Source organism: Kitasatospora sp. NPDC002551 (assembly GCF_040296005.1).
In the GTDB taxonomy this organism is placed as follows: Bacteria; Actinomycetota; Actinomycetes; order Streptomycetales; family Streptomycetaceae; genus Kitasatospora.
The window spans coordinates 18,216-43,099 of the sequence record NZ_JBEOWI010000046.1; the positions used below are offsets into that span (position 1 = coordinate 18,216).

The following is a 24,884-nucleotide window of genomic DNA, read 5'->3' on the forward strand; positions in this document are numbered from 1 at the left end:
CGCGGCCCCCGGCGAGAGGTTTCGCCGGGGGCCGCGCTGCTTCGGGTGGTCGCCTACGCCCGCCCGGCCCGTTCGGCGACGGCACGCACGTGGCGGGTGAACGCGTCCACGGCGGTGCCGGGCCGGCCGTCGCGGGTGCGCAGGTGCTCGACGGCGAGCAGCGCGGCGCCGGCGGTGTCCAGGAGCTCGCGTTCGACGTCGGCGAGGGTCGCGTTCGTGCCCTTGCGGGGGTTGGCGCCGGTCGCGCCGATCAGCGCCGCCACCGCTTCCCCGGCCTCCTCGCCGACCTTGGCCACCCGGCTCCACAGCAGCGCTTCCGGGTCGCGGTCCCGGTTGGCGGGCGCGGCGTCGATCCAGGCGGAGATCTGGTGCAGCAGCTGCCCCGTGCCAGGGTGCGGGCGGGGGCCGGTCACGAGTGCCCCTGGCGGGCGGCCACGACCAGGACGTGCTCGGTGGTGCCGAGGGCGCCGGGCCGGTCTTCCAGGAGGCGCAGCAGGTGGAGGATCTCCTCGCGGCGCTGGTGGTTCTGGAGCATGGCGCCGATGCCGGGGATCAGCTTGGCGGGGCCTTCGACGGGGAGCAGGGTGCGGACGGTGAGGCCGGCGGCGGCGGCTTCGGCCGCGAGTTCGTGGGGGTCGTGGAAGTAGGCGGTGGTCCACAGCCGCGGGTCGCCGTGCGGGTTGTGGTGGCGGCCGGTGCTCAGGTGGCCGGTGACGGTCTCCAGGGCGCCGGGCAGGTCCAGCTTGCCGGCGGCGAGCATCTCCCAGGCGGTGTAGTAGCGGGAGCAGCCGGCGGCGACGGTGAGGCCGCCGGGGCGCAGGACGCGGGCGGCCTCGGTGAGGGCGCGGTGGCGGTCGTCGGGGTCGGGCAGGTGGTAGAGCGGGCCGAGCAGCAGGACCGCGTCGAAGGCGCCGTCCGGGTGGGGCAGGGTTCGGGCGTCGCCGAGGTGGGCGGCGGCCAGGGGCTGTTCGGCGGTGCGGGAGGCGTCGGTGGCCTGCTGGACGTGGAGCGGCACCGGGTCGAGGAGGGTGACCTGGTAGCCGGCCGCGGCGAGGGGCAGGGCGTAGCGGCCGGGGCCGCCGCCGATGTCCAGCACGGTGGCGGGGGCGGGCGGCAGGTGGCGGGTCAGAATGTCCATGGTGCGCAGGTACTCGATGGAGCGGCGGGGGTCGGCCAGGCGCTGCTGCTCGTGGCCGAGGTTGTAGAAGGCGAGGATGTCCGGGTCGAGGGGAGTCATGCGCTCCTCCTGGTGGTGAAGCCGGCGCGGTGGGCGTAGGCGTGCTGGAAGGCGTGGCGCAGGCTGCGGTCGCCGGTGGTCATGGCGGGGCCGTGGGTGCGGTCGGCGGCGGTGGCGACGGCGCCACCGAGGGCCGGGCTGGAGCCGATGGAGCTGACGGTCTTGAACTGCTGGACCAGGTAGAGCTCGCCGGTGTGGTTGATCGGGTGGCGGGTGGAGAGCTGGTCGGGGGTGAACAGCTGGAGGTTGTAGCTGAGGCCGTCCAGGGCCAGGCAGCGCCTGGCCAGGTCGGAGCGGTCGCGCAGCAGCAGCACCTGCCGCTCGGGCAGGTCGCGCAGGACGGTGCGGAGCTTGAGCAGCAGGGTGCGTGAGGCGGGGCTGAGCCAGCTCATCGCGGCGAGGGCGGCCTCGACGCCGGCGGGCGGGCGCAGCGGGGGCCGGCGCCAGGGCCCGGTGGGCGCCTGGTCGTCGGTGAAGGCGGCGCGCAGCAGCCGGTAGGCGGCGGCCGCGGTGCCGTGGAGCAGGCGCAGCAGGTCCCGGAACTCAGCGGTGGCGAGGTAGTCGAAGCCGGGCAGGCGGACCTTGAGGCCGACCGGCAGGTGCTGGCCGGCGTCGCGGGCCGGGTCGGGCTCCAGGAGGCGGCAGGCGGCAGGCAGCCGGTCGGCGCGGACGGCGTCGATCATCACGCGGTGGGCGAGGTAGGCGGTCGGGTCGACCAGGGAGCGGCGCAGCGCCGGGTCGGGGACGTCGGCGAGGGGGACGGGGTGGACGGTGCGGCAGGTGCGCGGGCTCCAGCAGTTGAGGTGCAGGTGCAGGCGCTTGTCCCACCACTGGCCGTTGTCGCGGTCGGTTGTCGGGTCGTAGTTCCAGCTGATGGACAGCCGGCCGCGCTCCAGACTGAAGGTGCGCACGGTGGCCGGGTCGGAGACGTGGTCGACGAAGACGGCGACCAGGTCGAGCAGGGCGGCCAGGACGGTGTCGGGCAGCTCGCCTACGCAGGTGCGCAGGATGTCGTCGCGGCCGACGAGCAGCATCAGGTCGTACAGGGTGTGGGGGAAGGCCTTGTCGATGAGGGCGATGCGCTCGGGCTCGGTGCCCACTGCCTTCTCGCCGATCAGGAACGGGCCGTAGTGGTCGCGGTAGCGGCCGTGGTTCTCTAGTTCGGCGGGCGGGGCCGCCAGGCGCGGGGCGATCAGGGCGGGGTTGACCGGCAGCAGCATGGCCCCGGGCGGGTAAAGGTCGTCCAGGGTCGCGCTCACGGCCGGCCTCCGGCGCGCAGCGCGGCCTGGGCGCCGCTCCGGGTGGGGACGGCGCCCGGTTGTCGGGTGGCGATGTCGCGTCCGGCGGCGATGCCCATCATGGCGGCCTGGACGATGCCCTGGGCGATGCCGGCGCTGTCGCCGACCACGTACACCGGCAGGCCCGGCACCCGGCAGGTGGTGTCGACGGCGGGTTTGTCCCATAGGAACTCCAGCTCGGGGCCGACGACCAAGACCTGGTCGGCGAGCGCGGTCAAGGTGGCGGGGTGGCCGGCGTGGTCGAGGATCGAGGCGAGCAGGCGGCGCACCCCGGCGGTGAGGCTGGCGTGCTCGTCGTCGGTGAAGAGAAGGTCGACGCGGCCGGTGGCGAGGTCGGCCACCGAGGGCTGGAACGGCAGGGCCGCGGCCAGTTCGGTCCAGTCGGCGGTCTCGTCGCGGCGGTCGAGGAACGCGCCGAGGCGCTGGGTGAAGGGGCGTCCGCTGGCGAGCTCGCGGTAGGCGGCGAGGAAGGAGTCGCGGGCCTGGAGGGCGTTGCCGCGCCCGGAGGACTGGCACAGCAGGCCGAAGTTCGCGGCCAGGTCGCGGCCGTCGACGGGGGCGGGGCGCTCGGTGGTCTCGTGTCCGTCCAGGGTGATGACCGGATCGCCGAAGGCCCCCTGGTAGTGGGTGAACTTGAGCCGGCCGCCGTTGGTCCCGCCGCAGAAGCAGAACGTCTTGACTTTGCGGGCCCCGGCGTCGAGCTGGGTGATCTTCAGGTCCGGGTGCTCCTCGCCGATCGGGGCGAGGAGCGAGGCGGCCATCTCGAAGCGCACGCCGAGCGAGATGTCCGGCAGCTCGGTCGGCACGCCGAGGGAGCGCAGCAGGGCGGTGGTGGAGGTGACGCCGCGGCGGCCGGTGGCGAGGACCAGGTGGTCGGCCGTGATCCGGTCGTGGATGCGCCCGGAGCGGACGGTGAGCAGCAGGCGGGTTCCGTCGGGTTCGGCGGCGGTGAGCTCGGTGGTGTGCCGCAGGGCGATGCGGCCGGCGAGGTGCTGGTGGAAGCCCTCGATGACGCGGCCGAGTGCGCTCTCGCCGAGGACGGCCACCGGGTACTCCCGGATGGCGAGCCGGTTGGCGTCGAAGGCCTGGATCGCGCGGTCGGAGAGGTCCTGGCCGAGGAGTTCGGGCGCGGCGGCCAGGGGCTCGGTGAGCCAGGTGTAGGCGGTGGCGCAGAGGTCCTGGGCGGTGGTGACGCCGAAGTGGTCGATCAGGCGGCGGCCGGAGGGCAGGAGGCTGAGCTTGGCGCCGTCGCCGTAGTGCATGCTGCCGCCGAACCCGGAGACGACGTTGCAGATCCCGGCGCAGCCGGTGCAGGAGAAGCCCTTGTCGACCGGGCAGGGGCGGCGCCGGTAGGCGCGCCCGGCTTCCAGGAGGAGGACCCGCAGGCCAGGGCGGTGCGCGGTGAGCGCCCGGGCGCAGGCGAGGCCGCCCGGGCCGGACCCGGCGATGACCACGTCCCAGTGCCCGCAGGCCTGCAGCGGGACGGGGATCTCGGTGCGCGGGCCTGCGGCCCGAGCGATGGGCGCGTTGGGGTGACGATGGTTCGTCATGTGCGGGGCCTCCATCATGGCCGTGGGATGCAGGTGGCCTTCCGGACACGGCTCGACCGTGGCGGTTCAGCAGGGAAGGCGGGAACAGCTACCGGATGCGCATGAAAGATCGCTGAGCGTCATTCCTTGCCATTCCAGGGAAGCGCTACGGCGAGCGGTGCTGCGATGTCAGACCGCCGGAAATTCCGATGAAAGACCGGGCCCGCCCGGGACTTTCCGACGCCGCGCCACTGTTGCTGCCCGTGTCGGTTTCGCTACCGTCGCATCAGCGAAGGGCAGCATGACGCTCTCAGGGGGCGGCCATGGGAAGACCGAACACGACGTTCCGCCAGCTCCGCGAGGACGAGTGGCAGATGAGCCGCACCGAGGCCGTCGAGTTCCTGGTGAAGAAGTCGATCGAGTTCGGCGAACCGGTCGACTTGGGGGTTCGCACCCTCGCCACCTGGGAGGACGGCGTCTCCCAGTGGCCGCGGGCGAAGTACCGGCGCCTGCTGTACAAGGTGACCGGCCGCCAGGCGGTCGAACTCGGATTCACGGCCCCGCCTGCCCAGGCAAGACCCAGAAGACCGGTTGACGCAGAACAGGACCAGGCAGGAGCCGCCCCCATGATCCGCCGCACCTTCGTCTTCGGCACCGGGGCGACCCTGCTCACCGCAGCCCTCCCGACCCCGGGCGCCGGTCCGGCCCTGGGCGCGGACCACCTCCAACTTCTGGTCGAGGTCGAACAGCAGCTGTACGCCCAGGACCGTGACCACGGCTCGGCCGACCTCGGTCACCAGGCCTCCGCCGCCCTCCGCACCGCCCACTCCTGGCTCGCCCACGCACGCTACGGCGATCACCTGGGCCGCCGGCTCCACACCGCCACCGGCATGCTGTCGGTCGCCGCCGGCTGGCTCGCCCTCGACGCCGGGCGCACCGCCGACGCCCGGTCCCTCTACACCGAGGCCCTGGCCCACGCCCGCCAGGCCGACGACCCGGGCCTGGAGGCGCACGCCTTCGCCTGCATGTCCCTGCTGGCCCATGCCACCGGCCGCCCACAGGAGGCCGTCAGCACCGCCCAGGTCGCGCAGCTCGCGGCCGCGGGCCTCGGTTCACCGCGCTGGCTGGCGCTGCTGGCAATGCGCGAGGCCCGCGGCTGGGCCCTGAAAGGAGACGGCGCGCTCACGGAAGACGCCATCGTGCGGGCGTACCGCCTCTACGAGAAGGGGCCGCGGGCTGCCGATCCCGACTGGCTCGCCTTCTTCGTCCCCGGAGAGCTGGCCGGGCTGGAATCGCTGTGCCGCGCCGACCTCGGTCAGCACGACCGCGCTGCGGCAGGCGCGGAGCAGAGCGTGATGCTGTTCGCCGACGGCAGCCCGCGCAACCGATCCCTCTACACCGCCGACATCGCCCTGCACCACGCCCACCGGCCCCGGCCCGACCTCGACGCCGCAACCGACGCCGCCCGACGCGCCCTCGCTCACCTCCCGGACGTCGGCTCCGAGCGGCTCGTCCGCTCATTGCACGACATCGCCGGCGCCCTACGGGCGCACCGCGCGGTGCCCTGCGTCGCGGACTACCTGGACGCCCACACCGCCTGCCTCCCCCTTCCCGTCACCCGAGGTACTTCATGAGCGCACTCGCCCTGCGGCGCCACGGCGCCGGTGACACCGCCGATCTCCTCGACGCCCTCACCGGCGTGTGGGCCGAGGCCCACACCGGCCACGACGACGTCGCGCGCGCCGGCTTCACCCCCGAGGCCCTGCGCCGCCAGATCACCGGCCACGCCCGGCACGAGGGCTTTGTCCTCGTCGCCGCCTACGCCGAGGGCCGGATCGTCGGCTTCGGCTACGGCTTCCCCTGCACCCCGCTGTACTGGTTCGGCGAACAGCTCCTCCCCTCCGTCACCCCGGAAGCCCGCCGGACCGACTCGCTGGCCGGAATCTGCGAGCTCGCGGTCCGCACCGGCTGGCAAGGGCAAGGGATCGGCTACGGCCTGCACCGCGCGCTGCTGGAGGCGCTGCGCACCCGGTGGGTGTCGCTTCTCGCGATGCCGGGCGATACACCGGCCCGCCAGCTCTACGATCGACTGGGGTACCGGTACGCCGGTCCCTACCACACCGGCCCCGACGGGCCGGTGCTCGACCTCCTCCTGCTCCGCACGCCGTTCTGACCCGCGCCGCACCGGGCCGGGTCGGCGTCGGCCGATCCCCCGGAGCGACATGACCACCGCCATCACCCGGTTCACGCCCGGCAGCACCGCCGTTCGCCGCGATGTCCACAAGGGGCGAGTCTGGTCAGCCCAGCCCAGCCCTACCGCACCGTCGCCGACGACGGAGCCGTCATCGAACTGGCCTACTGGCCCGGCCTCACCAGCCTCGCCCCCGCCACCTGGTCGGCGGCGATACGCACCGGCGACGAAGCCGTTCGCAGGTCCGGCCTGGAGGACCTCGCGGCCGGCCAGTGGCAGCTCGCGGCCTGGCAGTGGCAGGGCACCACGCTGCTCTCGCGGTTCGAGGAGGGCGAGTATTTCAGCGTTCACACCTTCCAGGACGCCGCGACCGGCGAGCCGCAGCGTTGGTACGTCAACTTCGAGCTGCCCTACGTCCGGACCCCGATCGGGCTGGACACCCTCGACCTCTTCGTCGACCTGGTCGTCGAGCCCGACTTGAGCGCTCACCGGTGGAAGGACCTCGACGAATACGACCAGGCCCGCCGTCTCGGCCTGATCAGCGACCCCCTGCACGCCGTTGTCGACGAGGCGCGCGAGCGGGCGCTCGCCCTCGTCCGGGAACGGGCCCTGCCGTTCTCCGCGGACTGGCCGGCCTGGACGCCCGACCCCGGGTGGCCGCCCCCAGAGCTCCCCCCGAACGCGGACGAATTCGAGGTCCAGGCTCCGACGCGGTAGACCGCCGCGGCGTGCCCCGGCGGACAGCTGAGGTGTATCTGCGGCCCCGGGACCGCGGCGCCAGGCCGGAGAACGCTAGTGCCGGAAGCCCCGCGCGGCATCGCGCGCTGCGTCCGGATCAAAGGGGGCGAACCAGTCCCCCGGGCTGAGGTTGACCATGCCGAGCGCCTGGTTGACCTGATTTCCGGGAGCATCGATGCCGTCCATCGAGGAGTCGAACAGCATCAGGACATCATGGTCCTGGAAAAGCAGGTCGGAGCAGGCCTCCCAGTCCAGGTCGTCCCGGTGAACAGGAAGGCCCCCTACGGCGACCGCAACCATCCTGGGGCGGTCCGTGGTGATCTCCCCTGCCCGGCTGATCGCCAGGTGCAGGGCCATCTCCTCCCCGGTGCAGCCAGGCTCCAGCTGCCGCCCTTCCGTCAGATCGGCCGCGAGGTCGTCGAACGTCCGAGCCATCTGCCGGCGCCACCCGCCGTCCTGGCCGAAGGTCAGTCTCGGCAGACTCGCGAACAGGCCCGCGCTCCTGGCGGTGAGCTGTTCGTCCCCCAACGCGGCCACCTCGGCCCAAGCCGTCCGGCTCAGGTCCTCCAGTGCCAGGCGCAGCACCGCCCTGGTGCGCGGGGTCGGCTCCCAGTCGTGGTCTTCGTCGGTCTCGTCGTCGGGGTAGTCCATGCCGTGCTGGGAGAGGTCCTGGAGCCTCTGCCGGACCTGGTCGGCGGCGTGTTCGGGCGCCGCCATGCAGGTGTCGATGATGAGCATGCCCTCGCCGTACTCGTCGGCGGCGAGGTGTTCTGCGGCCTGGTGGAGGAGCGCGGCGCCCGGAACCGCGGCGGTGCCGGCGGTGGGGAGGACGACGGCGTAGTGGTTGTCGGTGAACCGGTCGATCAGGGCGGCGACCAGCGCGGCGGCGACGATGGGGTGCTGCCAGGGGGAGGGCAGGTCCAGGTGGTCGACCACCAGCAGGCTGTTGGGCATCTCGACGGCTTGTTCGAACTCGGAGCTGAACTGGCCGTCGGGGGTGAGTGCCTGGGCGGCCACGTGGGCGAGGAAGCCGCCTTCGTCGGTCATGCGCTCGTAGAGGTTGCCGCTGCGCCAGTAGCCGCAGCGTGCGGCGCGCAGGGTTCCGATGGGTTCGCCGTCGGCGTCGATCCGGGCGGTCCAGACCTGCAGGCCGTCCCCGGACCGGTCGGTGAGGCGGTGCTGGTGCCGGAGCTCCAGCGAGAGCTGTGCGGGGTCCACCCGCGTGCCGGTCGAGGTCGCGTGCGGTGCCATCGTGCTCCCTGGTAGTGACTGCGTCCCCTGCGGGGTGGACTGCGTCAAGCCTAGGGGCATGGGGGTGGGCCGGAGTCCGGCGCACCTCCAAGCCCCTGGTCCACGGGACTGCCTCGCCCTACGGCAGTGAGGCGGCCGGATCGCGGTCCGGCCGTCGCAGGGCGTCCAGCACGCGTTGGAGCAGGGCGGTCTCCGGAGTCTGGGCCTGGACCGCCGCCCTGGCCTCCTCGAACCAGTGGCCGAGCGACGCACGCCAGTGGGCTTCCGCCTGCCTGGCGTGCGCCCGGATCTGCGCGAGCACCGTGTCCGTCTCCATCGCGAGAGCGACCAGCTGGGTCGGCGTGATCCGCAGTGGCTCCCCGCCGGCCGGGCCCAGGTCGACCTCCACGCAGCGGGCCGGGCTCCCTCCGTCCGTCAGCTCGCGGTGCGGAACGAGCCGTACGCCGATGCCGCTCACCGGGGGTTCCCTGCGGCGGGCGGGCCCGCGGGGCGGCGCCGGGGCCCGGCGGGAGGGGTGACGAGGTCGAACCGCTGAACGGATCCGGCGTGCGGGACGGAGAAAGGGGCCCGGCCGGCGACGCGGACGATCCGGCCGCCGCCGTCGCCCCAGCGCAGGTCTAGGATCCGGCAGGCCTGCCCGTCGATCAGGAGCCACTGGCTGAGCGCGAGCTGGCGGGGGCCGGCGGGCCTCGGGTTGGCCAGCATGGTGCCGTCGTCCAGCCATATCGTGGTCGGTGGCGGCTCGGGGGCCGGCGGCGCGAAGTCGTAGAGCTGGCGTCTGGGGACGGGCGGGGTCACGGCTGCTCCAGGTGCTGGGGGGCGGTGGCGGGTGCCGGCTTCGGGCAGCGGGCCCATACGGCCTTGCCGCTGGCGGTGGGGAACGAGCCCCAGCTCTCGCTGAGCCGGGAGACCAGGTGCAGCCCGAGTCCGCACTCCTTCTTCCCCGGCTCCGCGGTGTCGGGGACCGGCTCCTGGCGGCTGGTGTCGAAGACCAGCACCGCCCAGCAGCCGGGCTCGGACGTCACGACCAGGACGGCGGGGCCGGGGGCGTGGCGCTGGACGTTGGCCATCAGCTCGTCCGCGATGAGGGCGAGGTCGCTGGCCGCTTCGGTCTCGTGGTCCGCTGCGGGCAAGTCCGCGCGGCAGTGGGCGGTAACGGCCCGTCGGGCCTGGTGGACCGTCTTCGGGGTGACGGCCGTGAACGTGCAGGCGATGCCGTCCGCGGTGGCGTGGGCGGGCCCGGTGTCCGGCAGCGCGGCCGGGTGGCGAGGGGATTCTGCGGCGAGGGTGCTGGTGGTGCTCTCCACGACGAACGCTCCGTCCGTGCTGGCTGATCCGCGCCCGGGCGTGCGGGGGCGCGCTGGTTCACGTCGCGGTGAGTGATCATGCGGAGACTCGCCGCAAGCATGCTCCACTGTCCTACCCCGTTCGCAGAGCGTCAAGACGAGAAACTGCGAATTCGCATATCGTCGATTGGCGCAATCCAGTACAGGGGGCAGACTGTGACCCACCATCACCTCGGGAGGCAGCCCATGGCACCAACCCCTCCGCCGACCTTCCGCAAGCGCCGACTCGGGCAGGCCCTGCGCAGGCTGCGGGAGCAACGCGGTCTCACCCAGCAACAGGTCGCCGACGCCCTGGGCATCCAGATCGACCGGATCAGCCGCGCCGAGCTCGGACGGACAAAGATCGACATCCCGCTGCTGCGCGCCCTGCTGACCGAGTACGACGTCGCCGACCAGGGCCTGCGCCAGACCCTGGAGGACATGGCGCGCAACATCGGCAAGCGCGGCTGGTGGCACTCCTACAACAGCTTCCTGACCCTCAACTTCCAGGACTTCCTGGGGCTGGAAGGCGAAGCCGAGCGCACCCGGACCTACCAGACGCTGGTCCCCGGCCGCCTGCAGCTGGAGGACTACACCCGCTGCCTCCTGGAAGCGGGCCTCGGCATCGTCCACCCGACGCGCGAGCAGCTCGACTCACGCGTTGCCGTCCGGCTCGAACGCCAGAACCGGCTGCACGCACACCCTTACGAAGTGGTGCTCAGCGAGAGTGCCGTCCTGGACAACCACATCGGCGACCCCGAGGTCATGCGCCGCCAGAGCGCGCACCTGCGCGAGCAGGCCGATCGCAAGGAGATCGAGCTGCGGATCCTGCCCCGCAACCGCGGTCCGCACCTCGGCCTCGACGGCCCGTTCACGCTCTTCGACTTCCCCGACGGCGGCCGGCTCGTCGCGCTGGAGGCCCTGCTCAACTCCTTCTACCTGGAGGACGAGTACTCCCTGGCCACCTACGCCTCCGCGTTCGACCAGATCCGCGGCCTCGCCCTGGACATCGACGAGTCCAAGGCGTTCCTCGAACGCGCCGCACACGCGGCGTAGCAACACAGCGAGAGAGGCACTATGCCAGCAGCACCGTTCATCCCGCCGGGCGAGTGGGAGTCCTACTCCGGCGACAGCGGCCAGTGCGTCCGGTGGCGCAGCCCAGCGGGCGGGACGCCGGGACAGAGGATCGAGATCGGGGACTCCAAGGACCCGGAAGGCCCGACGCTCGTCTTCCCCGTGGAGTCCTGGCTCCGGTTCCGCTCGTGGGCCGCCGGGCTGGAGGTGTAGGAGCGGGGTTCGGGAGGGGCCTGCAGCAAGGGTGCCCGGCGGCCGAGGCCGCCGGGCACTGCCGTGTCCCGCTACCGGCCGTCCGGCGCGAGCGGGACGATGAAGCGGCGCAGCGCGCGGGCGGCGCCCATCATCAGGGCGAAGACGGTCACGGGCGAGAGCCCGAGGACGACGGTGCGCGCGGTTCCGGAGAGCGTGGAGTCGGCGAGGGCCAGCAGCCCGAGGAGCAGCGCGACGCCGCCGAGGAGCATGGCGGCCAGGCGTGCGCCGACGGGGAACCAGGCCGGGCCCGGGATGTGCTCGACGGCGCAGGCGTGGGCGAGGTGGCCGGCGAAGTCGCCGGTGACGACGCCGCACTCGCAGACGATCTCGGTGCGCTGCTCGTCGGCGAGGACGGACGCGCCGACGTCCTCCCGATGCCGGATGCCGTGGCGTCCGTCGTCCATCTTGCGGCGGCTCACTGCGCCTCCCCGAATCCCCTGGTGCGCTGCTGGGCCCACTTTAGGGGCCGTCGTCACCCGCGTGGCCCGGTTCCGTAGTGACCCATGCTGTCAGTGCGGCCAATTAACGTGTATTCGAAGGCATTTGATGGCTAATAGGTCAAATGTTCTTAGTTTGTGCCGTGTGCCACGTCGCCGTACGGGAGGACCACCGACCATGCCCGCGCCCACCCAGACCACCCCCGCGCGCGAGCGCGACGACCACGGTCCCTACCAGGCCGCCGACGCCGCCGGCATCAGCCGCTACCTCTGGGACCTTGGACGCGGCGCCGGACTCATCCCGGCCGCCGACACCGACCGCGGCCGCTGGTCGGCGGCCGTCGTCCACCAGTTGCGGACCGAACTGCCCGAGCTGCTGCCCCGGCTCGACGCTCTGCGGCCGCTCGGCGCCCGCAGGATCGCCGAGACGCTGCGCCAGGTGACGGGCATCGCGGCCGTCGCCGCCGAGGACGTCCCGGTCCTGGCCGACCGGGGCCTGCTGCGGTGCCTGGGCACCTTCGAGGGTCACCCCACCTACGGTGCGCTGGAGGCCGAGCAGTGGACGGACGCCGCCGCCCTGGCCGCCGTCGTCGCCGAGCGCGCCGCCTGGATCGAGGCCTCGCTGTCCACCGCCGGCGCGGCGGGGGCCTGCCCCTGGGCGGAGACCGAGGGCGAGTTCACGTGGGCCGCCGAGCAGCGCGCCGTGGTGCCCGGGCGCCTCGGCCGCTGGGCCATGGCCGACGTCGAAGCCCTGGCGGCCGACTCCGACCTCGCCGAGATGGTGGAGGGCCGGCGCCTGATTCCCGGGGAACGGGCGGCGGACCTCCTCGACATCAGCTACACCCGGGACTTCCCGTACGTCCTCGCCGCGGGCTGGCTGGAGCCGGCGGGCGCGTGGGTCAAGCGGACGGGCACGGTGCGCACCGTGGAGGTCAAGCTCTACCGGACCGCGGACGTCCTCGCGCTGCGCGAGCGCGCCGGGGTGGACTGGGAGGCCGTGCGGGCCGTCCCGGCGGGCCGGACCTCCGCCTTGCGCGCCCACACCAGGAAGAAGCCCAGCCGGGCCGAGCTCGCCCGCCGCCTCGCGACCGTGGTGGCCGAGCAGCACCAGGTGCCGGTGCACCTGCTGCACGACAACGTGCAGGACACCTGGAGCATCGCCTGCTCCCCGCAGAGCGAACTGCCGCTGACCCGGCAACTGCTCCTGGACGCCGCGGACGGCAGCGCCGAGCTGGAGACCCTCGCCCGCGGGCTGCGCCTGAAGGACGCCCGGCTGAAGACGCTGCTGACGGCCCGGGAGGTGTCGGCTCCGGGCGCCGGGCTGGTGATCGACACCGAGACCACCGACCTCTACGACGCACGGGTGTGCGAGATCGCGGTGATCGACGCCCACACCGGCAAGACCCGGCTGAACCAGCTGATCAACCCGCAGGTGCCGAATCGCGCCACCCACATCCACGGCATCACCGACGCGATGGTCGCCGATTGCCCTACCTGGGAGGAGATCCTGCCGAAGCTGCGCCGGATCACCCGCGGCCGGCGGCTGCTGGCCTACAACAGCTCCTTCGACATGGGCGTGATCGGCGACCACACCCGCGCGGTCGGCCGCCGCCCGGGCCGCCTCGGGGAGAAGGCCTCCTGGTGGTGCCTGATGAACGCCCGGTCGGTGTGGGAGGTCCACCGGGACTACAAGCTCTACGGTCCCCACCGCGCCCTGGGCGACGCGCAGGCGGCACGCGACGTCCTGCTCTCGATCGCCGAGGGTAGGGGCCTGGTCACCATCACCCCGGCCGGTCCGGGCGGGCACTGAAGCGACGGTAGGGTGTGCAGGCTCCGAGAAAGCAGCGGCGGGGCCTCCCGGCTCCCGGGAGGCCCCGCCGTTTCGGCTTCAGCAGCCGCAGCCGCAGTTCGCGCACCCGCCGCAGTCCTCGCAGCGCTCGCGCTCCAGGTCACCGCAGGGCTGGAAGCGGTCACCTCCGTCCGACTGCGGGTCGGGGCAGTAGCACTCGCAGCAGCTCCTGCACACCTCGTGGGTCCGGTCCTCGCGACGGCCGTCGACCACGATGGACGAGCGACCGCCGCAATCTCGGCACCGGAGCAGTTTCAGCTCGGGCGCCGGCGGGCGGGCGGCCACCGCGGCGGCCCACTGGGTGAGCGCCGCGAAGTCGGCATCGGTGAGTCCGGTGCGCGGGTTCACCACGTGGAGGAGCACCGGTGCGCCGTGGTTGCGGGACAGTTCGCGCTGCAGGTTCTCGGGGAAGCCGGCCGCGAGCCATGCGAACGGCAGGTCGGCGCCGGTGCGTTCCAGGCAGGTGGCGGCGACCACGTCCTGACTCCGGTCGCGGATCGTGGCCTTCGGGTCCCACAGGGACCTGCCCGGGTCGTCCGGGCGGGCGAAGAAGGACCGGTCCTGCACAGGGATGAAGCCGGGAAGACGGGTCAGACCGGCCGCCGGGAGCAGCTCTTCGAGCTCCTTCGGCTGCCAGGGACCGACCATCGCGAGGTCCAGCGGCAGAGCCTCCAGGCGGGCGCCGATCTCGGGATTGAGGTGCACCCAGTGGTACTTGGGCTTGGGGTAGGCCGGGTAGTCCTTCCAGGCCTGGGGGCTGACCGGGTGGGCGGTGTAGCCGGGGAGGTTCGCGGCGGCGCCGTAGGGCGACAGGACGCCGTCGATGTCGACCAGCAGCAGGGGGCGGGGCTGGACGGTGACGGTGGTCGCGGTGGTCGGTACGGCGGACGGCTGGGTGGTCACGGTGGGCTCCGGGTGAGGGTTCAGGCAGGGAGTCAGGGACGTTCGGGCAGGTAGACGCCCCAGGCGGCGGCCAGGTCCAGCAGCAAGGTGGAGGGTAGGACGTCCTCGAACGCCCCGAGCAGGCTCAGCGGTTCGGTGTGCAGCCGCTCCAGCACAGGCAGGAGCTCGGGCTGCCGGGCGAGCTGGAACCGGCCGCCGGGCCGGTCGTGGCTGCTGCCGGGGCCGTAGTCGGCCAGCAGCGCCTCGATCCGGCTGCGGTGGGCGGCCGTGAAGGCGCACAGCCGGGCGGTGTAGGCGGTGGCGTCGTCGGCGATCGCTGCGGCCAGGGTGTCCGCGATGGTGGTGGTCAGCTCCAGGTCGAAGGGCCGGGCTCCGGCGAGTTCGGCGTACAGGGGCAGGGCGGTGTGCAGCAGTTCGCTGGCGGTGATGCCGTTCCGGGTCCAGGTGTGGGACGTCTGGTCAGCCAGGCGGGTACCGCGGCCCTGCTGCCAGTCGCGGACCTGGTCGCGGAGTTCGTCGATGCGCGGTCCCAGCTTGTCGTACAGGGCCTTGTTCGCGGCGTTCCAGCCGCGGGCGTAGTCCTCGCCGTGGACTCGGTCCATGCCGAGCATCACGTCGTTGAGGTGGTGGGCGATGTCCAGGATGTCGGCCTCGAACGCGGCGACGAGGGCCTGGGCGTCCTGGTCGTTCTGTGCCTTCAGCACAAGCCAGAACAGCAGGGCGGTTCTGCTGTACAGGCCCTCGCCCCACACGGCAGGCCAGGCAGGGGACGTGGCGGGCGGGTCGGCGGGTACCGTCATGGACTTCTCCCTGGGCGGGTGTCGGGGCAGGTCCGTCATCGCGTATCTCCTTGCTGTGTCGCGGCCGTCCAGTGGGCGGCGGTCTCCTTCCGCCAGGTCTGGTAGGAATCCATCGCTTTGAGCGCCTGCAACGGATCGGCTTCGAGGTACGGCCGGAGGGTGGACTCGCCCATCGAGCCGGCCTTGGCGAGGTCGTAGGCGAGACGCAGCGTCGAGCGCCAGCGGTAGAGGAGGATGCGGCCCGCGATCTCGATCGTGTCCTGGGCGTGCGCGTGGGGCAGAAGGTTCCGGCAGGCGTCGGCGCACCAGTTGAGGTCACCGCCGGCCAGGCCGTTCAGGACCTCCTGGTACGGCTCGGTGGTTCCGTCGATGCCGCGGCCTTCCATCCACAGGAAGGACGCCTGGAAGCCGCCGACGCGCATGGCCAGCAGGCTGGGCAGCGGAATGCGGTTGCCGTAGGCGGAGTAGTCCAGGGCGATGTGGTCGCCGCCGAGGCCGATCAGCTCGTAGCTGGTCACGGCGGCACCAGTGACGGACAGGCCGACGGTGTGGGCGACGATGGCGTGCCCGGCCTCGTGTACGGCGCTGAGCAGGCGCAGCAGTCGCGGCTCCAGGCCCAGCGCGGTGGTGGCACCCTCGACCAGCCGCCGCTTCTCGGCGGATTCGAGGGTCGGGTTCGGGCTGTCCACTGGATGTCTCCCCTGACGCAGGTGGGCGGGTGACGGTCTCCCCCCGGACCGGGATGCTTGTCCTCTGGCGGGAAGCCGGTCAGGTCGTCGGTGTACGGCGCCAGAGCAGGTAGCCGGCGTACAGCTCGGCGGAGCGCTGGTCGGCCGGGTGGAGTGCGGCGAAGGGTCCGGGGTCGTCGCAGCCGAGGAGCCAGTCCGCGGTGACGCCTAGCTCGGCGGCGAGCCGACGCAGTTCGACCGCGTCCAGGCCGCGCCGCCCGTGCTCGATGTCGCTGACGGCGGACCGGGGTACGCGCAGGACGGCGGCGATCCGGCCCTGGGAGTGGCCGGCCGCTCGGCGCGCAGAGCGGATGCGCGCGCCAAGGTCCCGGCGCTGCTCGGCGTCGTTCTCCTGCCTGGTCACCGAGCCCCCTCCGAGAGCACGGTGCGGTCGTGGGTGTGACGGTCGAGAAGCGGCAGCCGGCCCCGGCTGAACAGGGCCGGGGCCGGGAGAACCCTGTCCTGGCCGTCCCGGACGGCCCGGGCGTACGCGGCGGCCTCGTCGAAGGCCGCCGCGTAGATGCCGCGCTGCGCCCGGCGACGGCGCGAGGCCCGGCCCACGGCGGTGCGCGCGGCGGCGACGTGCTGGTCGATGATCTCGTCCAGGAGTTCACGGCCGCGCTCGATGTGCGCCGCCATGGCCTTGCTCCGCTGCTCGGCGCCCATGCCGCAGGGCGGGGTCATGTCGAGGTCGAAGGCCCGGAGCACTTCCCGGGCCATGGCCCGCCACGCCTTGGAGTCGCTGGCGTCGAGGTCGCGGTTCACTCCCCCGCTCCCCCGGCCTCGTTTTCGGTGCGCCCGGCGGTCGCGGGCGCGAGGGCGAGCGGGTTGATCGGCGCCGTGCCGGTGCTGGCCGGCAGGATGCCGAGGAACCGCAGGACGGCGATCTGCTGGGCGTCGAGCGTGCCGTCCTTCGCTGCGGCGACCTGCTTGGCCTGCCATTTTCCGGGGCGGAACTTCGGGTCGTCGCCGAGGCCGGGGCGGTTGACGGGGCCTTCGACGGTCCCGCCGGCGGCGAGGTAGGCGGCGTAGCGGCGGGCGGAGCGGTTCCAGTCCAGGTCCTGGCGCCACAGCGGGTCCAGCTCGTCCAGGCGGGCGCGCTGGTCGGCGGTGAGTGCGTCAGGGCTGAGCCGCTGGCGTCCCATCCAGGCACCCACCTTGTAGCCGTCGATGGTGCGGGTGCTCGGGATCGCCAGGTGTCCTTCCTGGCGGTGGAAGGCGAGGGCGTAGGCGAGGCCGCGTTCCCAGGCGTTGGCGTGCTTGGACCAGATCATGCCGATCGCGTCGAGCTCTGTCCTCCGGGCGGGGGCCATGGTGCCGGAGGCGTTGAGGTAGCGCTGCTGGTCGAGCCAGGTGATGAGCTCGCGGTGCTTCTCCTTGTCGGTGACGTCGAGGTGGCCGTGTTCGGTGTGGAAGGAGGCGGCGATCCTGTACAGGCGCTCCCACTCCTGGGCGCGGGGCGAGAACGCGCGCAGCTTCAGGGCGCGCAGGATCTCGTCCTCGTGGTCTCCGGCGTCGATCCGCAGCCAGCTGACCGGCGATTCCTCAAGCGCCTCGTCCGGGAGGTCGCCGTCAGCGCCGCCCGTGGCGGCCTGCGGGGTGGCTCCGGCCTTCGGCAGGGTGTGCAGGCCGCTCGTGCCGGCGCGGCGGGTGCGCAGTTCGGTGATCCGGCCGACCACCCGGGAGTCCACGGAGGCCAGGGCGCGCAGCACCTGAAGGATCGGCCTGAACGGGCTGGCGGTGATCGCATCCTCGGCCTCGGCCTGGACGGCCGCGCCGGCCTCGATGACGTCGGCGGGGTCGGAGGTGGCGAGGTCGTCCGCCTCGCTGCCGTCGGTCTCGGCGTCCGGCGTTGGCAGGTAGACGGGCACGATGATGTAGGCGATCTTGCCCTGCTTCGGCTTCTGCCGCACGGCCCGGCCGAAGGCCTGCACGATGTCGATCTCGCTCGACTTGGGGTCCGCGAAGACCACGGCGTCGACGGCCTCGATGTCGATGCCCTCGCCCAGGAGCCTCGCGTTGCAGAGGATGCCGCACTCCTCGCCGTCCTCGCCGGTGTGGGCGGAGAACCGGCTGAACGCCGCACGGCGGTCCTTGAGGCGGTCGTTGCCGGCGATGGCCGCGGTCCACAGCCGCTCGGGCCGGGCCCAGTCGGCGAGCGGGTCGCCGGCGGCCTGGCGCGCCTTGTCGACGAGCAGGTCCGCGGTCTCCAGGAGGGTGTCGGAGAACTTCCGGGCGGCGCTGATGCGGGAGTGGAAGGTGATGACGCGCCGCAGCCCGAGGTCGGCGACCGCGCGCAGCACGGCGACCTGGAGGGCGAGGCGCTGGAGGTCCTCGTTGGTCCGCTGGGAGCGCAGGTCCGCGACGGCCGGCAGCATCAGCAGGTTCGCCAGGTCCTCGTCGGTGACGACGGGCACCAGCACCCGGTAGTCCGCGACCCAGCCCTCGTCCTGGGCCTGGACGTAGGTGTAGGGGGTGATGGGCCGGCCGAAGACCCGCTGGTCGTCCATGGAGTACAGGGCGGGCGTCGCCGTGCCGACGACCAGGTCGTTCAGGTCGTCGGAGCCGGAGCGCGGGGCGGCGATGCGGGGGGTGGCGGTGAAGTAGAGGCGGCGCAGGGCCGGGACCTTGTCGTCCTCGTGGATGGCCGCCCACGGCTTGTCGACGGCGCCCGCGGTGCGGTGGGCCTCGTCGATGACGACCAGGTCCCAGGCGGGCAGGCCGAAGTCCCGGTGGGCGCGGACGAGGCGTTCCAGGGAGGCGTAGGTCGCGTAGACGGTCATCGGCTGGTCGGGCTTGTCCGAGACGATCAGCGCCTCGTTGCCGCCGCTTCCGCGGACGGAGGCGAGGAGGTCGGCGAGGCGTGCGGCGTCGGTGGTGACCTCGGCCTCGATGTGGCCGCCGGCCTCTGCGCGTTCCAGGGCCTCGTCGCGCGAGCACGCCGCGACGGCCAGGCCGCGGCGGCCGAAGCGGGTGCTCCAGGCGTTGGCCGTCTGCTCCAGCAGTTCGATGGTCGGCACGAGGACGAGGACACGGCCGTAGCGGGCGAGGCGGCGGGCGCACTCGGCCGACACGGCGGTCTTGCCGGAGCCGCAGGTCATCTCGACCGTGGCGCGGCCGCCGTTCTTGACCTCCCGGCACGCCTCGGTAGCGAGGCGCTTCTGGTAGTCCCGCAGCGGGGTGACGGTGATCCGCGGGACGCCGCGGCGGCGGGCCGGCCCCGGCAGTGCGCGGGCCGGCTCGCCCAGCTCTCGCTCGGGGGTCTGCGCGGTGGTGGAGGACGTGTCCACGGTCAGGGTTCCTCTTCCGTACGGGGTCAGCCGTTGTTCTCGTCGCCGGGGGTGTTCCCGGGGCTGGTGAAGGGGCGCTCGTCCGCGGCCTCGATGTCGACGCCCTCCCCCAGGAGCCGGACGCTGTCGACGGAATGGGTTCGGGGGTTGTCGTTGTCGTCGTCGCCCTGCGGCAGCTCGGGGTTGCCTTCGTGGTCGAGGTCGTGGTGCTTCCATGGGTCGAAGCCGCCGGGTCGGGTGGCCGGGCGGAGCTCGCCGCAGCCGGTGCCGCCGATGGTGCACAGCTGGAGGCGCTCGGGGTGGGCGAGGGAGCCGCGGGCATAGCGGTTGCGGACGGCGCTGTCCGTGACGCCGAGGCGCTGGCCCATGCGGGCCCAGGAGGGGGCGGGGGTGCAGACGTCGCGCAGGGCGAGGACGAGTTCGTCGGCCAGGGCGTCGAACTCCTTCTGGGCGTCGGAGACGTGGCCGAGCAGGGCGAGCAGGGTGTCGGCGCGCTGGTCCTCGGGGGCGGCGTACAGCCGGTGGTTGATCAGGGAGAGGTGCTCGCGGGCGTCGAGGGCTGCGCGTACGAGCTCGGCCGTGCGGCGGCCGCCGGGGTTGAGCGCCTCGTTCCAGGTCAGTGAGGCCCGCTTGGTGGTGGAGGTCAGCCGGCGGTACTCCTCCAGGGCGTCGAGGCAGTGGGTGCACAGGCCGGGGCGGGCGTCGGCGGGGTCGGCGTCGGCGGGCAGGTGACCGTCGAGGGTCTTGAGGACGGGGACCTGGCAGAACGTCTGCAGGGGGGTCAGCCCGAGGTGGAAGGCCGGGGTCTTCTGGTCCGTGGAGGGGCTGGGGACGAGGCCTTCGACGTAGGGCAGATGCGAGGGAAGCACGGCTCATACTCCTTGCCATGGATAGCAACTGGCTTGCCAATTATGGCAAGCCGACCCCCGGGGGTGCAACCCTGAGCAGCATGGGCGGCACTTAGTGTGATCATCGGTCTATCGCGGCTGCCTGGGGCGCAGCGGGAGGATCTTCGCGTCGCCCTCCGGGGCCGGGGGCGGGCAGCGGTGGCCGGCGTGCCAGACCTTGGCCTCCTCCTCGGTGGCCGTGTCCGAGCCGGAGCGCCAGCAGGTCCGGCAGGTGGTGGTGCGGGTCTCGGCGTCGAAGTCGAACTTCCTGCGCATCGGGGTGCCTCCTGGGACGGTGCAACAGAGTCAGCGGCGGCCGCGGGAAGGGCGGGGGCGCCGCGACCCTCCCGCGGATCTGAAGTCACTGGATGGTGGTGTCCCCGACGGTGCGGCACGTCCCCACCGGGTGCTCCTTCGCCGTGTCGGCGGTGAAGGGCTGCGCCGGAAGCCCACCGGTGTGGGCGCGCAGCCAACCGGCCTGCTCTGCGTCGGATCCAGGTGGCCCGGGGCGGGCGGGCGCCCGACGGCCGGCTGGTCGTCAGACGATGGGGACTTCGGTGCTCTGGTGGCCGGTGGGAGTCCAGGTGCGGATCTCCAGGTAGACGATCTCGGCGTCCTCGGTGGCTCGGCCGGTCTCCACCAGCCAGGTCTTCACGGCATGGACGACGTCGCCGTGCGAGGCCGCGACCCGTCGGGACCACTCGGTGGCCAGGAAGCCGCCGGTGGCGGAGGAGCCGTAGCTGCGCTCCTGGGTGCCGTCCGCGCGCGGGACCACGCCGCGCCGGACGCCGGGCGAGTCCTCCCGGGAGCCGGCCGGCAGGGTGAAGTAGCGGGACAGCATGCGCACGGTCAGGGCGACCCGGCCGTCCGCGGCCGCGGCGGCATGGATGACGCCGGCCAGGTGCGCCGCGCCGGACCTGATCGCCTGCCTCCCGGCCCGGCCGGCCATGCTCCCGCCCGGCTTGCCGATCACGTCCTTGCCCCGCACCCGCGCCTTCTGCCCGGTCCTCGTGCGGCGGCGCTGCACGTTCTCCCGCGCGACGGCCGACAGCGCCTCGGGGTCGCGCTCGCCCCCGCGTACCGCGCGCACGACCTGGCGCAGCGCGGCGACCATGCTGGCTCCCTTGCCCTTCGTGAAGAACTGGGAGACCAGGGAGGCGTCACGACCGAGCATCGCGGCGACCTGGCGCTTGGTGTAGCCCTGGTCGACGAGTTCCTGGGTGAGACGGGCGGCCTCGTTCGGCCGGTTCGGGTCGGCAGGGCTCACCGCTCACCTCCGGCCGCGAGTTCGGCGCGGCCCAGGCCGCGCAGCTTCAGGTACTCCTCCTGGGACTTCGGGTGCTCGATGGGGCCGGTCAGGTGTCCCTTGAGGAGGTAGTCGCCGGGCTCCCCCCGGTAGGGCCAGGGCTGGCGCTCGGTCAGGCCCATGCCGTCGGTGCCGAAGTACACGACGCTGCCAGGCTTCGCGTGCAGGGCGCCGGCGTAGCCGATGACCTCCTTGCCCTCGCGGTACTTCACGTCCAGCAGCGCCGCCCTGGCCCCGGACCACACGTAGGCGGCCCACTCGGGGTGCGCGTAGGGGTCGCGGCGGAAGCCGGCCTGCCGCTGCCAGGTGACCACCGTCTCGTCCTGGCCGAGGATCTCAACGCCGTCCGGGAGTGCCTCGCCGAGCGGGGTGGTGCCGGAGACCAGGCGGGGGCGCTGCGCGAAGCCGCCGAGGCCGAACAGCAGCACCGAGCGGACGGCGCGGCTGGCGAGGTAGGCGGCGGTGCGCTGCCGCTCGTCGGCGTGGATGCGGGAGAGGTTGGTCAGGTCGGCCCAGGCGGCCTTGAGGCGCTTGCCCCACTCGTCGAGCGGCTTGCCGTCCTCGAAGAGCAGGCCGCCGAGGATCTCGATCCGCCACGGTGCGATGTGGTTCGACAGCGCGAGGTGGACCTCTGCCCCGCCCGCCCACGTGGTGAAGGTCGTACCGGGCTCCGACGGGTAGACCCATGCGCGGTCACCGGTCACCGGGGCCGGGAGCAGGCCGACGTGGTTCCATCCCTGCGGGACGGTCACCTTGATGTTCCAGTGCGAGCAGGACATCAGCGCCTTCGCCTGCTCCTGCTCGGTCATCGCGGCGAACATGGCCGCGGTGATCCGGCGCGGCGTGCCCACCGGGCTCTTCCACAGGTGCTTGGCGTAGGCGAACGTGCGGTCGTACTCGACCAGGGCGGGCAGTTGCTCCGGCACGCGCGGGGGCAGGATCAGCTCGGTGCGGCCCTGGCCGCCGGTGACGTGCAGCAGGCTCCGCAGTTCCTCGCTGAGGACCGGATAGCCGCCGGCCCACTTGCCGGTGGTGGGGATGGTGCGCGACCACAGGTCCCGGCCGGTCTGCGACGGGGAGCCGAGGAGTACGGCGTCGTCCCAGTGGCGGCGCAGCGCCTGCCACAGCAGGGTGAACGCCTGGCGGCAGGTGACGACGTCGGCGCCGTCCGGGTCGAACCACTCCCCCACGGAGCGGATCTCGGTGGTGGCGCTGTCCGGCGCGGCGGCGGGGGCGTAGCGGCCGACGGGCTGGCGCTGGTGGACGAAGTGGCCGGCGAGCTTGTCCCGGCCGCTCCCGACGGCCGTGGTCCACCGCTCGCTCGGGGTGTTGAGCCAGGCGGCGACGGCGTCCTTGAGCGTGGAGTAGCGCTCGGCGCCGTCGTGCCAGGGGGCACCGGCGGTGATGTAGATCCGCTCGGTGCCGGGGGCGGCGTGCAGGGCAGCGTCCAGGATCTCCCCGGGGGTGCGGGCGCCGAGGTCGAGGCGCACCACGCGGTCGCGCACGGTGAGTTCGCCGGTCGCCGCGTCGAGGAAGACCGTGCTGCGGGCCTGCTGGACGAAGTTCGGCCGCTTGGAGACCAGGCCGGTGGTCACGGCTTCGAACCGGTCACCGGCCGGGCCCTCGGGGAGGGTGGGCAGCTCGCGCGGACCGGATGCCGCGGCCGAACGAACCATCGCTGCGGCCGGAGCCGCCGGAGCTGTCGGGACGACCGGCGCGGCGGCGACGGGCGCAGCCGGGGTGGGCTGTGCCTCGGTCTCGGTGGGCGCCTCGACGGCCGGGGCCGGCTGCTCGACGACGACGGCGGGGCGGGTCAGCGCCGGGGCGACCGCGGTGGCCGGCTCGGACGCCGGCGCGGCCTTCGGCGCCTGGGCGGGCACAACCTGGGCCTTGGTCTGGGCGGCACGGACGGCGGGCGGGGTCGGGTCCAGCAGCGGGGCGATCCGGACGACGTCGCCGATCGGCAGCCCGGACGCCTTCGCGACGGCGTCGGCCTTCGCGTCCTCGTGTGCCGCGAGCCCGGACACCCGGCGCGCGCGCTGGGCGGTGAGCTTGTCCAGCGCCTTCTGCGCGGTGGCGACGGCCTTCTCGGCGGCCGTGATCTCGGCGCGCAGCTCGCGCAGGCTGGCGAGTTCGGCGTTGTACGTCTTGCGATCCATCAGCGGGTCACTCCCCCTCGGTGGTGGTGTCGGTGTCGGTGTCAAGGGGGCGGGCGCGGCGGGCACGGGTGAGCCAGCCGTCCGGGCCCTGGGTGCCGTGGATGTCGGCCAGTCCCGCGAGCAGGAACGCGTACGCGCCGCGCCTGGGCGCCCGCGGCTGCGCGGCACCGGACTCCCACTTCGCGAACGTCTCCCGACGGGTGTCCAGGGCTGCGGCCACCTCGACCCGGGTCAGGCCGGCGGCCTTGCGCAGTCGCTCCCGCTCGGCCGGCTCCGGCAGGTCGCCGCCGTCGCGAGCCTTGGCCAACAGCGCATCCACCGCCTCGAAAATCTCGGACATCTCATACCTCCTACCTGAAACAGTATCACGAAAGCGCTCCAAGAACGCCTCATCCTATTCTCTCTGAACATCGCACTAATGACCTCATACTGTGCTCATCCGGCGCGGCCGTTCCGGACGGGGCTGTGCAGCGTGGCTGCATCAACGCCCTTGAGTATCAGTGGAGTTGACGGCAAGGCGCTGCGGGTGCGTTTCGGTGTACGCCGTACGCTTGCGGTCATGAGCTCCCGCCTCCCTCTGATCCTCGACCACTGGTTCCGCGAGGGACCCGATCCGGCCTCGGGCTACTGGATCTGTGCGTACCGGGGGTGCGGGCGGCACCGGTCCGATCACTTCCAGGCCGAGGGCCAGTGGCTCGACCCGGTGCACGCCTTCAGGCCGCAGCGGATCGCGCCCTCCCGCTGCCGGGCCTGCGGGTACCACCGGCGGCACAGCCGGCACGTGCCGTGGAGGTGGGACCAGTACCCGGTACCCGCCCTGGCCGGGCGCGGCGAGCAGCCCTCCGGGCGGTCGGCTGACCGGGGACCGTTCGACTCCATGGCGGTGCCGCCCGGCGCGGGCCTTCGGGATAAGGGGAGGGCTCGAAGGGGTAGTGCGGTCTAGAGTGCGGGCCTGTCAGCAGGTGGGAAGCAAGGAGAGTTCGGTGGAGCACGGCGCGGTGACACGGGGGCTGTACGTCGACAGGCGGGACGAGAACGGCATGCTGGCCCTGTCGTTCGCGGGGACGGCCGCGATGCTCGCGGGCGTGGGCGTCTTCGCCTTCGTCTGGGAGTCGCGGCTCTGGGACGACCACCGTGGCGCCGCGATCGCGGCGGAGGTCGTGGCGGGTGGCCTGGCGGCCGTGGTGACGTTCTTCCCGGCCCGGTGGGCGCTGAGGCGGTTCAGGGTGCGCTGGTGGCATGTCGCCCTCGCGGTGGCCGGCATGCTCTGGCTGGTGACGGCCGCTCCGGGGGCCGCACGCTACGTCTTCCCGGACCCGATGGAGCGTTTCGAGCGCGAACTCGGCGGTCCGGGCCGGTGCCTGAGCTCCAGCCCGTACGCCTCCGACCGCGCGTTCCCCCGGGCCGCCCAGGTCACCTACCCGGGGCCCGGCCGGATGGTGGTCACCCCGCTGGAGCGCGGCGTGCCGCCGCTGGTGCTCGACCACGCGGTCCGGGGAGGCTTGGAGCACCTGGCCGCCGCCGATGCGGGTTCGGCCGAGATCCTGCGCGTCCACGGCTGCTGACGCGCCGGCGGCCGGAGGCTGCTGCTCTGCCTCCGGCCGCCGCACGAATCCTACGGGCCCGT

The 24,884-nt window shown here is 73.1% G+C and carries 27 protein-coding genes; 7 read left to right on the plus strand and 20 right to left on the minus strand.

Annotation, left to right across the window (positions count from 1 at the left end):
* Window positions 1-53: 53 nt before the first annotated feature.
* From ABT093_RS30395 to ABT093_RS30410, 4 genes are read right to left on the minus strand one after another with little or no spacing between them, the layout of a single operon-like run.
* Complete coding sequence (locus ABT093_RS30395; RefSeq protein WP_350569922.1) at window positions 54-413, minus strand: MazG-like family protein; 360 nt, start codon at window positions 411-413, stop codon at window positions 54-56.
* Window positions 410-1,237 (minus strand): class I SAM-dependent methyltransferase, encoded by an 828-nt coding sequence (locus ABT093_RS30400; RefSeq protein ID WP_350569923.1) that lies wholly within the window; start codon window positions 1,235-1,237, stop codon window positions 410-412. Before ABT093_RS30400 ends, ABT093_RS30395 begins: the two co-directional genes overlap by 4 nt.
* Window positions 1,234-2,496 carry a hypothetical protein gene (locus tag ABT093_RS30405; RefSeq protein ID WP_350569924.1) on the minus strand — a complete coding sequence of 421 codons (1,263 nt, stop codon included), beginning with the start codon at window positions 2,494-2,496 and terminating at the stop codon, window positions 1,234-1,236. The genes ABT093_RS30400 and ABT093_RS30405 overlap by 4 nt, the downstream gene beginning before the upstream one ends.
* Entirely contained in the window at window positions 2,493-4,085 is a 1,593-nt protein-coding gene (locus ABT093_RS30410; RefSeq protein WP_350569925.1) for an FAD-dependent oxidoreductase, read from the minus strand. The genes ABT093_RS30405 and ABT093_RS30410 overlap by 4 nt, the downstream gene beginning before the upstream one ends.
* A gap of 302 nt (window positions 4,086-4,387) precedes the next feature.
* Between ABT093_RS30410 and ABT093_RS30415 the strand changes: the two genes are divergently transcribed.
* The 3 genes from ABT093_RS30415 to ABT093_RS41060 all read left to right on the plus strand — a co-directional run bounded on the left by ABT093_RS30415 (window position 4,388) and on the right by ABT093_RS41060 (window position 6,972).
* Window positions 4,388-5,698 (plus strand): NsdA family TPR-like regulatory protein, encoded by a 1,311-nt coding sequence (locus ABT093_RS30415; RefSeq protein WP_350569926.1) that lies wholly within the window; start codon window positions 4,388-4,390, stop codon window positions 5,696-5,698.
* Window positions 5,695-6,237 (plus strand): GNAT family N-acetyltransferase, encoded by a 543-nt coding sequence (locus tag ABT093_RS30420; RefSeq protein WP_350569927.1) that lies wholly within the window; start codon window positions 5,695-5,697, stop codon window positions 6,235-6,237. The genes ABT093_RS30415 and ABT093_RS30420 overlap by 4 nt, the downstream gene beginning before the upstream one ends.
* 267 nt (window positions 6,238-6,504) lie before the next feature.
* Complete coding sequence (locus ABT093_RS41060; protein WP_502884349.1) at window positions 6,505-6,972, plus strand: ribonuclease FAU-1 family protein; 468 nt, start codon at window positions 6,505-6,507, stop codon at window positions 6,970-6,972.
* 75 nt (window positions 6,973-7,047) lie between these two features.
* Here ABT093_RS41060 and ABT093_RS30435 read toward each other — a convergent pair whose 3' ends face one another.
* The 4 genes from ABT093_RS30435 to ABT093_RS30450 form a co-directional block, all read right to left on the minus strand.
* Window positions 7,048-8,244, minus strand: coding sequence for a hypothetical protein (locus ABT093_RS30435; RefSeq protein WP_350569929.1), 1,197 nt, complete (start codon window positions 8,242-8,244; stop codon window positions 7,048-7,050).
* Between the two features lie 118 nt (window positions 8,245-8,362).
* On the minus strand, window positions 8,363-8,701 hold the full coding sequence (locus ABT093_RS30440; RefSeq protein WP_350569930.1) for a hypothetical protein: 339 nt from the start codon (window positions 8,699-8,701) through the stop codon (window positions 8,363-8,365).
* Window positions 8,698-9,042, minus strand: a complete 345-nt coding sequence (locus ABT093_RS30445; protein ID WP_350569931.1) for a hypothetical protein — start codon at window positions 9,040-9,042, stop codon at window positions 8,698-8,700. The genes ABT093_RS30440 and ABT093_RS30445 overlap by 4 nt, the downstream gene beginning before the upstream one ends.
* Window positions 9,039-9,551, minus strand: a complete 513-nt coding sequence (locus ABT093_RS30450; RefSeq protein ID WP_350569933.1) for an ATP-binding protein — start codon at window positions 9,549-9,551, stop codon at window positions 9,039-9,041. Before ABT093_RS30450 ends, ABT093_RS30445 begins: the two co-directional genes overlap by 4 nt.
* A 225-nt stretch (window positions 9,552-9,776) precedes the next feature.
* Between ABT093_RS30450 and ABT093_RS30455 the strand changes: the two genes are divergently transcribed.
* Both ABT093_RS30455 and ABT093_RS30460 read left to right on the plus strand, forming a co-directional pair.
* Window positions 9,777-10,625, plus strand: coding sequence for a helix-turn-helix domain-containing protein (locus tag ABT093_RS30455; protein ID WP_350569934.1), 849 nt, complete (start codon window positions 9,777-9,779; stop codon window positions 10,623-10,625).
* A 21-nt stretch (window positions 10,626-10,646) separates the two neighbouring features.
* Window positions 10,647-10,856, plus strand: a complete 210-nt coding sequence (locus ABT093_RS30460) for a DUF397 domain-containing protein (RefSeq protein ID WP_350569936.1) — start codon at window positions 10,647-10,649, stop codon at window positions 10,854-10,856.
* A 71-nt stretch (window positions 10,857-10,927) separates the two neighbouring features.
* Here the strand turns inward: ABT093_RS30460 and ABT093_RS30465 are convergent, their stop codons facing one another.
* A complete protein-coding gene (locus tag ABT093_RS30465; protein ID WP_350569938.1) occupies window positions 10,928-11,317 on the minus strand; it encodes a hypothetical protein in 390 nt (129 codons plus the stop codon).
* Between the two features lie 196 nt (window positions 11,318-11,513).
* Between ABT093_RS30465 and ABT093_RS30470 the strand changes: the two genes are divergently transcribed.
* The gene (locus tag ABT093_RS30470; protein WP_350569940.1) at window positions 11,514-13,145 is read left to right on the plus strand and encodes a 3'-5' exonuclease; all 1,632 of its coding nucleotides are present in this window, start codon (window positions 11,514-11,516) and stop codon (window positions 13,143-13,145) included.
* Window positions 13,146-13,223: 78 nt separating this feature from the next.
* Here ABT093_RS30470 and ABT093_RS30475 read toward each other — a convergent pair whose 3' ends face one another.
* The 11 genes from ABT093_RS30475 to ABT093_RS30525 all read right to left on the minus strand — a co-directional run bounded on the left by ABT093_RS30475 (window position 13,224) and on the right by ABT093_RS30525 (window position 23,597).
* Window positions 13,224-14,087, minus strand: a complete 864-nt coding sequence (locus tag ABT093_RS30475; RefSeq protein WP_350569942.1) for a hypothetical protein — start codon at window positions 14,085-14,087, stop codon at window positions 13,224-13,226.
* 32 nt (window positions 14,088-14,119) lie between these two features.
* Window positions 14,120-14,926 carry a hypothetical protein gene (locus ABT093_RS30480; protein WP_350569943.1) on the minus strand — a complete coding sequence of 269 codons (807 nt, stop codon included), beginning with the start codon at window positions 14,924-14,926 and terminating at the stop codon, window positions 14,120-14,122.
* Complete coding sequence (locus ABT093_RS30485) at window positions 14,923-15,576, minus strand: hypothetical protein (RefSeq protein ID WP_350569945.1); 654 nt, start codon at window positions 15,574-15,576, stop codon at window positions 14,923-14,925. Before ABT093_RS30485 ends, ABT093_RS30480 begins: the two co-directional genes overlap by 4 nt.
* A 79-nt stretch (window positions 15,577-15,655) precedes the next feature.
* Window positions 15,656-15,979, minus strand: coding sequence for a helix-turn-helix transcriptional regulator (locus ABT093_RS30490; RefSeq protein WP_350569946.1), 324 nt, complete (start codon window positions 15,977-15,979; stop codon window positions 15,656-15,658).
* Complete coding sequence (locus ABT093_RS30495; protein WP_350569948.1) at window positions 15,976-16,380, minus strand: hypothetical protein; 405 nt, start codon at window positions 16,378-16,380, stop codon at window positions 15,976-15,978. Before ABT093_RS30495 ends, ABT093_RS30490 begins: the two co-directional genes overlap by 4 nt.
* Window positions 16,377-18,905, minus strand: a complete 2,529-nt coding sequence (locus ABT093_RS30500; RefSeq protein ID WP_350569949.1) for a DEAD/DEAH box helicase — start codon at window positions 18,903-18,905, stop codon at window positions 16,377-16,379. The genes ABT093_RS30495 and ABT093_RS30500 overlap by 4 nt, the downstream gene beginning before the upstream one ends.
* 26 nt (window positions 18,906-18,931) lie before the next feature.
* Complete coding sequence (locus ABT093_RS30505) at window positions 18,932-19,774, minus strand: hypothetical protein (RefSeq protein WP_350569951.1); 843 nt, start codon at window positions 19,772-19,774, stop codon at window positions 18,932-18,934.
* A gap of 108 nt (window positions 19,775-19,882) precedes the next feature.
* Complete coding sequence (locus tag ABT093_RS30510; RefSeq protein ID WP_350569953.1) at window positions 19,883-20,068, minus strand: hypothetical protein; 186 nt, start codon at window positions 20,066-20,068, stop codon at window positions 19,883-19,885.
* A gap of 262 nt (window positions 20,069-20,330) precedes the next feature.
* Window positions 20,331-21,059, minus strand: a complete 729-nt coding sequence (locus ABT093_RS30515) for a helix-turn-helix domain containing protein (protein WP_350569955.1) — start codon at window positions 21,057-21,059, stop codon at window positions 20,331-20,333.
* Complete coding sequence (locus tag ABT093_RS30520) at window positions 21,056-23,257, minus strand: hypothetical protein (RefSeq protein WP_350569957.1); 2,202 nt, start codon at window positions 23,255-23,257, stop codon at window positions 21,056-21,058. The genes ABT093_RS30515 and ABT093_RS30520 overlap by 4 nt, the downstream gene beginning before the upstream one ends.
* A 7-nt stretch (window positions 23,258-23,264) precedes the next feature.
* Window positions 23,265-23,597, minus strand: coding sequence for a helix-turn-helix domain-containing protein (locus ABT093_RS30525; protein ID WP_350569959.1), 333 nt, complete (start codon window positions 23,595-23,597; stop codon window positions 23,265-23,267).
* Window positions 23,598-24,219: 622 nt separating this feature from the next.
* On the opposite strand from ABT093_RS30525, the gene ABT093_RS30530 reads away from it, so the two are divergent.
* Window positions 24,220-24,822, plus strand: a complete 603-nt coding sequence (locus tag ABT093_RS30530; protein WP_350569960.1) for a hypothetical protein — start codon at window positions 24,220-24,222, stop codon at window positions 24,820-24,822.
* Window positions 24,823-24,884: the final 62 nt, after the last annotated feature.

Excerpts from the sequence above, each read along its gene's own strand:
- ABT093_RS30400 (WP_350569923.1), bottom strand. The coding sequence starts at position 1,237 with ATGACTCCCCTCGACCCGGACATCCTCGCCTTCTACAACCTCGGCCAC.
- ABT093_RS30455 (WP_350569934.1), top strand. The coding sequence starts at position 9,777 with ATGGCACCAACCCCTCCGCCGACCTTCCGCAAGCGCCGACTCGGGCAG.
- ABT093_RS30520 (WP_350569957.1), bottom strand. The coding sequence starts at position 23,257 with ATGGATCGCAAGACGTACAACGCCGAACTCGCCAGCCTGCGCGAGCTG.
- ABT093_RS30420 (WP_350569927.1), top strand. The coding sequence starts at position 5,695 with ATGAGCGCACTCGCCCTGCGGCGCCACGGCGCCGGTGACACCGCCGAT.
- ABT093_RS30410 (WP_350569925.1), bottom strand. The coding sequence starts at position 4,085 with ATGACGAACCATCGTCACCCCAACGCGCCCATCGCTCGGGCCGCAGGC.
- ABT093_RS30460 (WP_350569936.1), top strand. The coding sequence starts at position 10,647 with ATGCCAGCAGCACCGTTCATCCCGCCGGGCGAGTGGGAGTCCTACTCC.
- ABT093_RS30415 (WP_350569926.1), top strand. The coding sequence starts at position 4,388 with ATGGGAAGACCGAACACGACGTTCCGCCAGCTCCGCGAGGACGAGTGG.
- ABT093_RS30510 (WP_350569953.1), bottom strand. The coding sequence starts at position 20,068 with ATGCGCAGGAAGTTCGACTTCGACGCCGAGACCCGCACCACCACCTGC.
- ABT093_RS30435 (WP_350569929.1), bottom strand. The coding sequence starts at position 8,244 with ATGGCACCGCACGCGACCTCGACCGGCACGCGGGTGGACCCCGCACAG.
- ABT093_RS30480 (WP_350569943.1), bottom strand. The coding sequence starts at position 14,926 with ATGACGGACCTGCCCCGACACCCGCCCAGGGAGAAGTCCATGACGGTA.
- ABT093_RS30525 (WP_350569959.1), bottom strand. The coding sequence starts at position 23,597 with ATGTCCGAGATTTTCGAGGCGGTGGATGCGCTGTTGGCCAAGGCTCGC.
- ABT093_RS30470 (WP_350569940.1), top strand. The coding sequence starts at position 11,514 with ATGCCCGCGCCCACCCAGACCACCCCCGCGCGCGAGCGCGACGACCAC.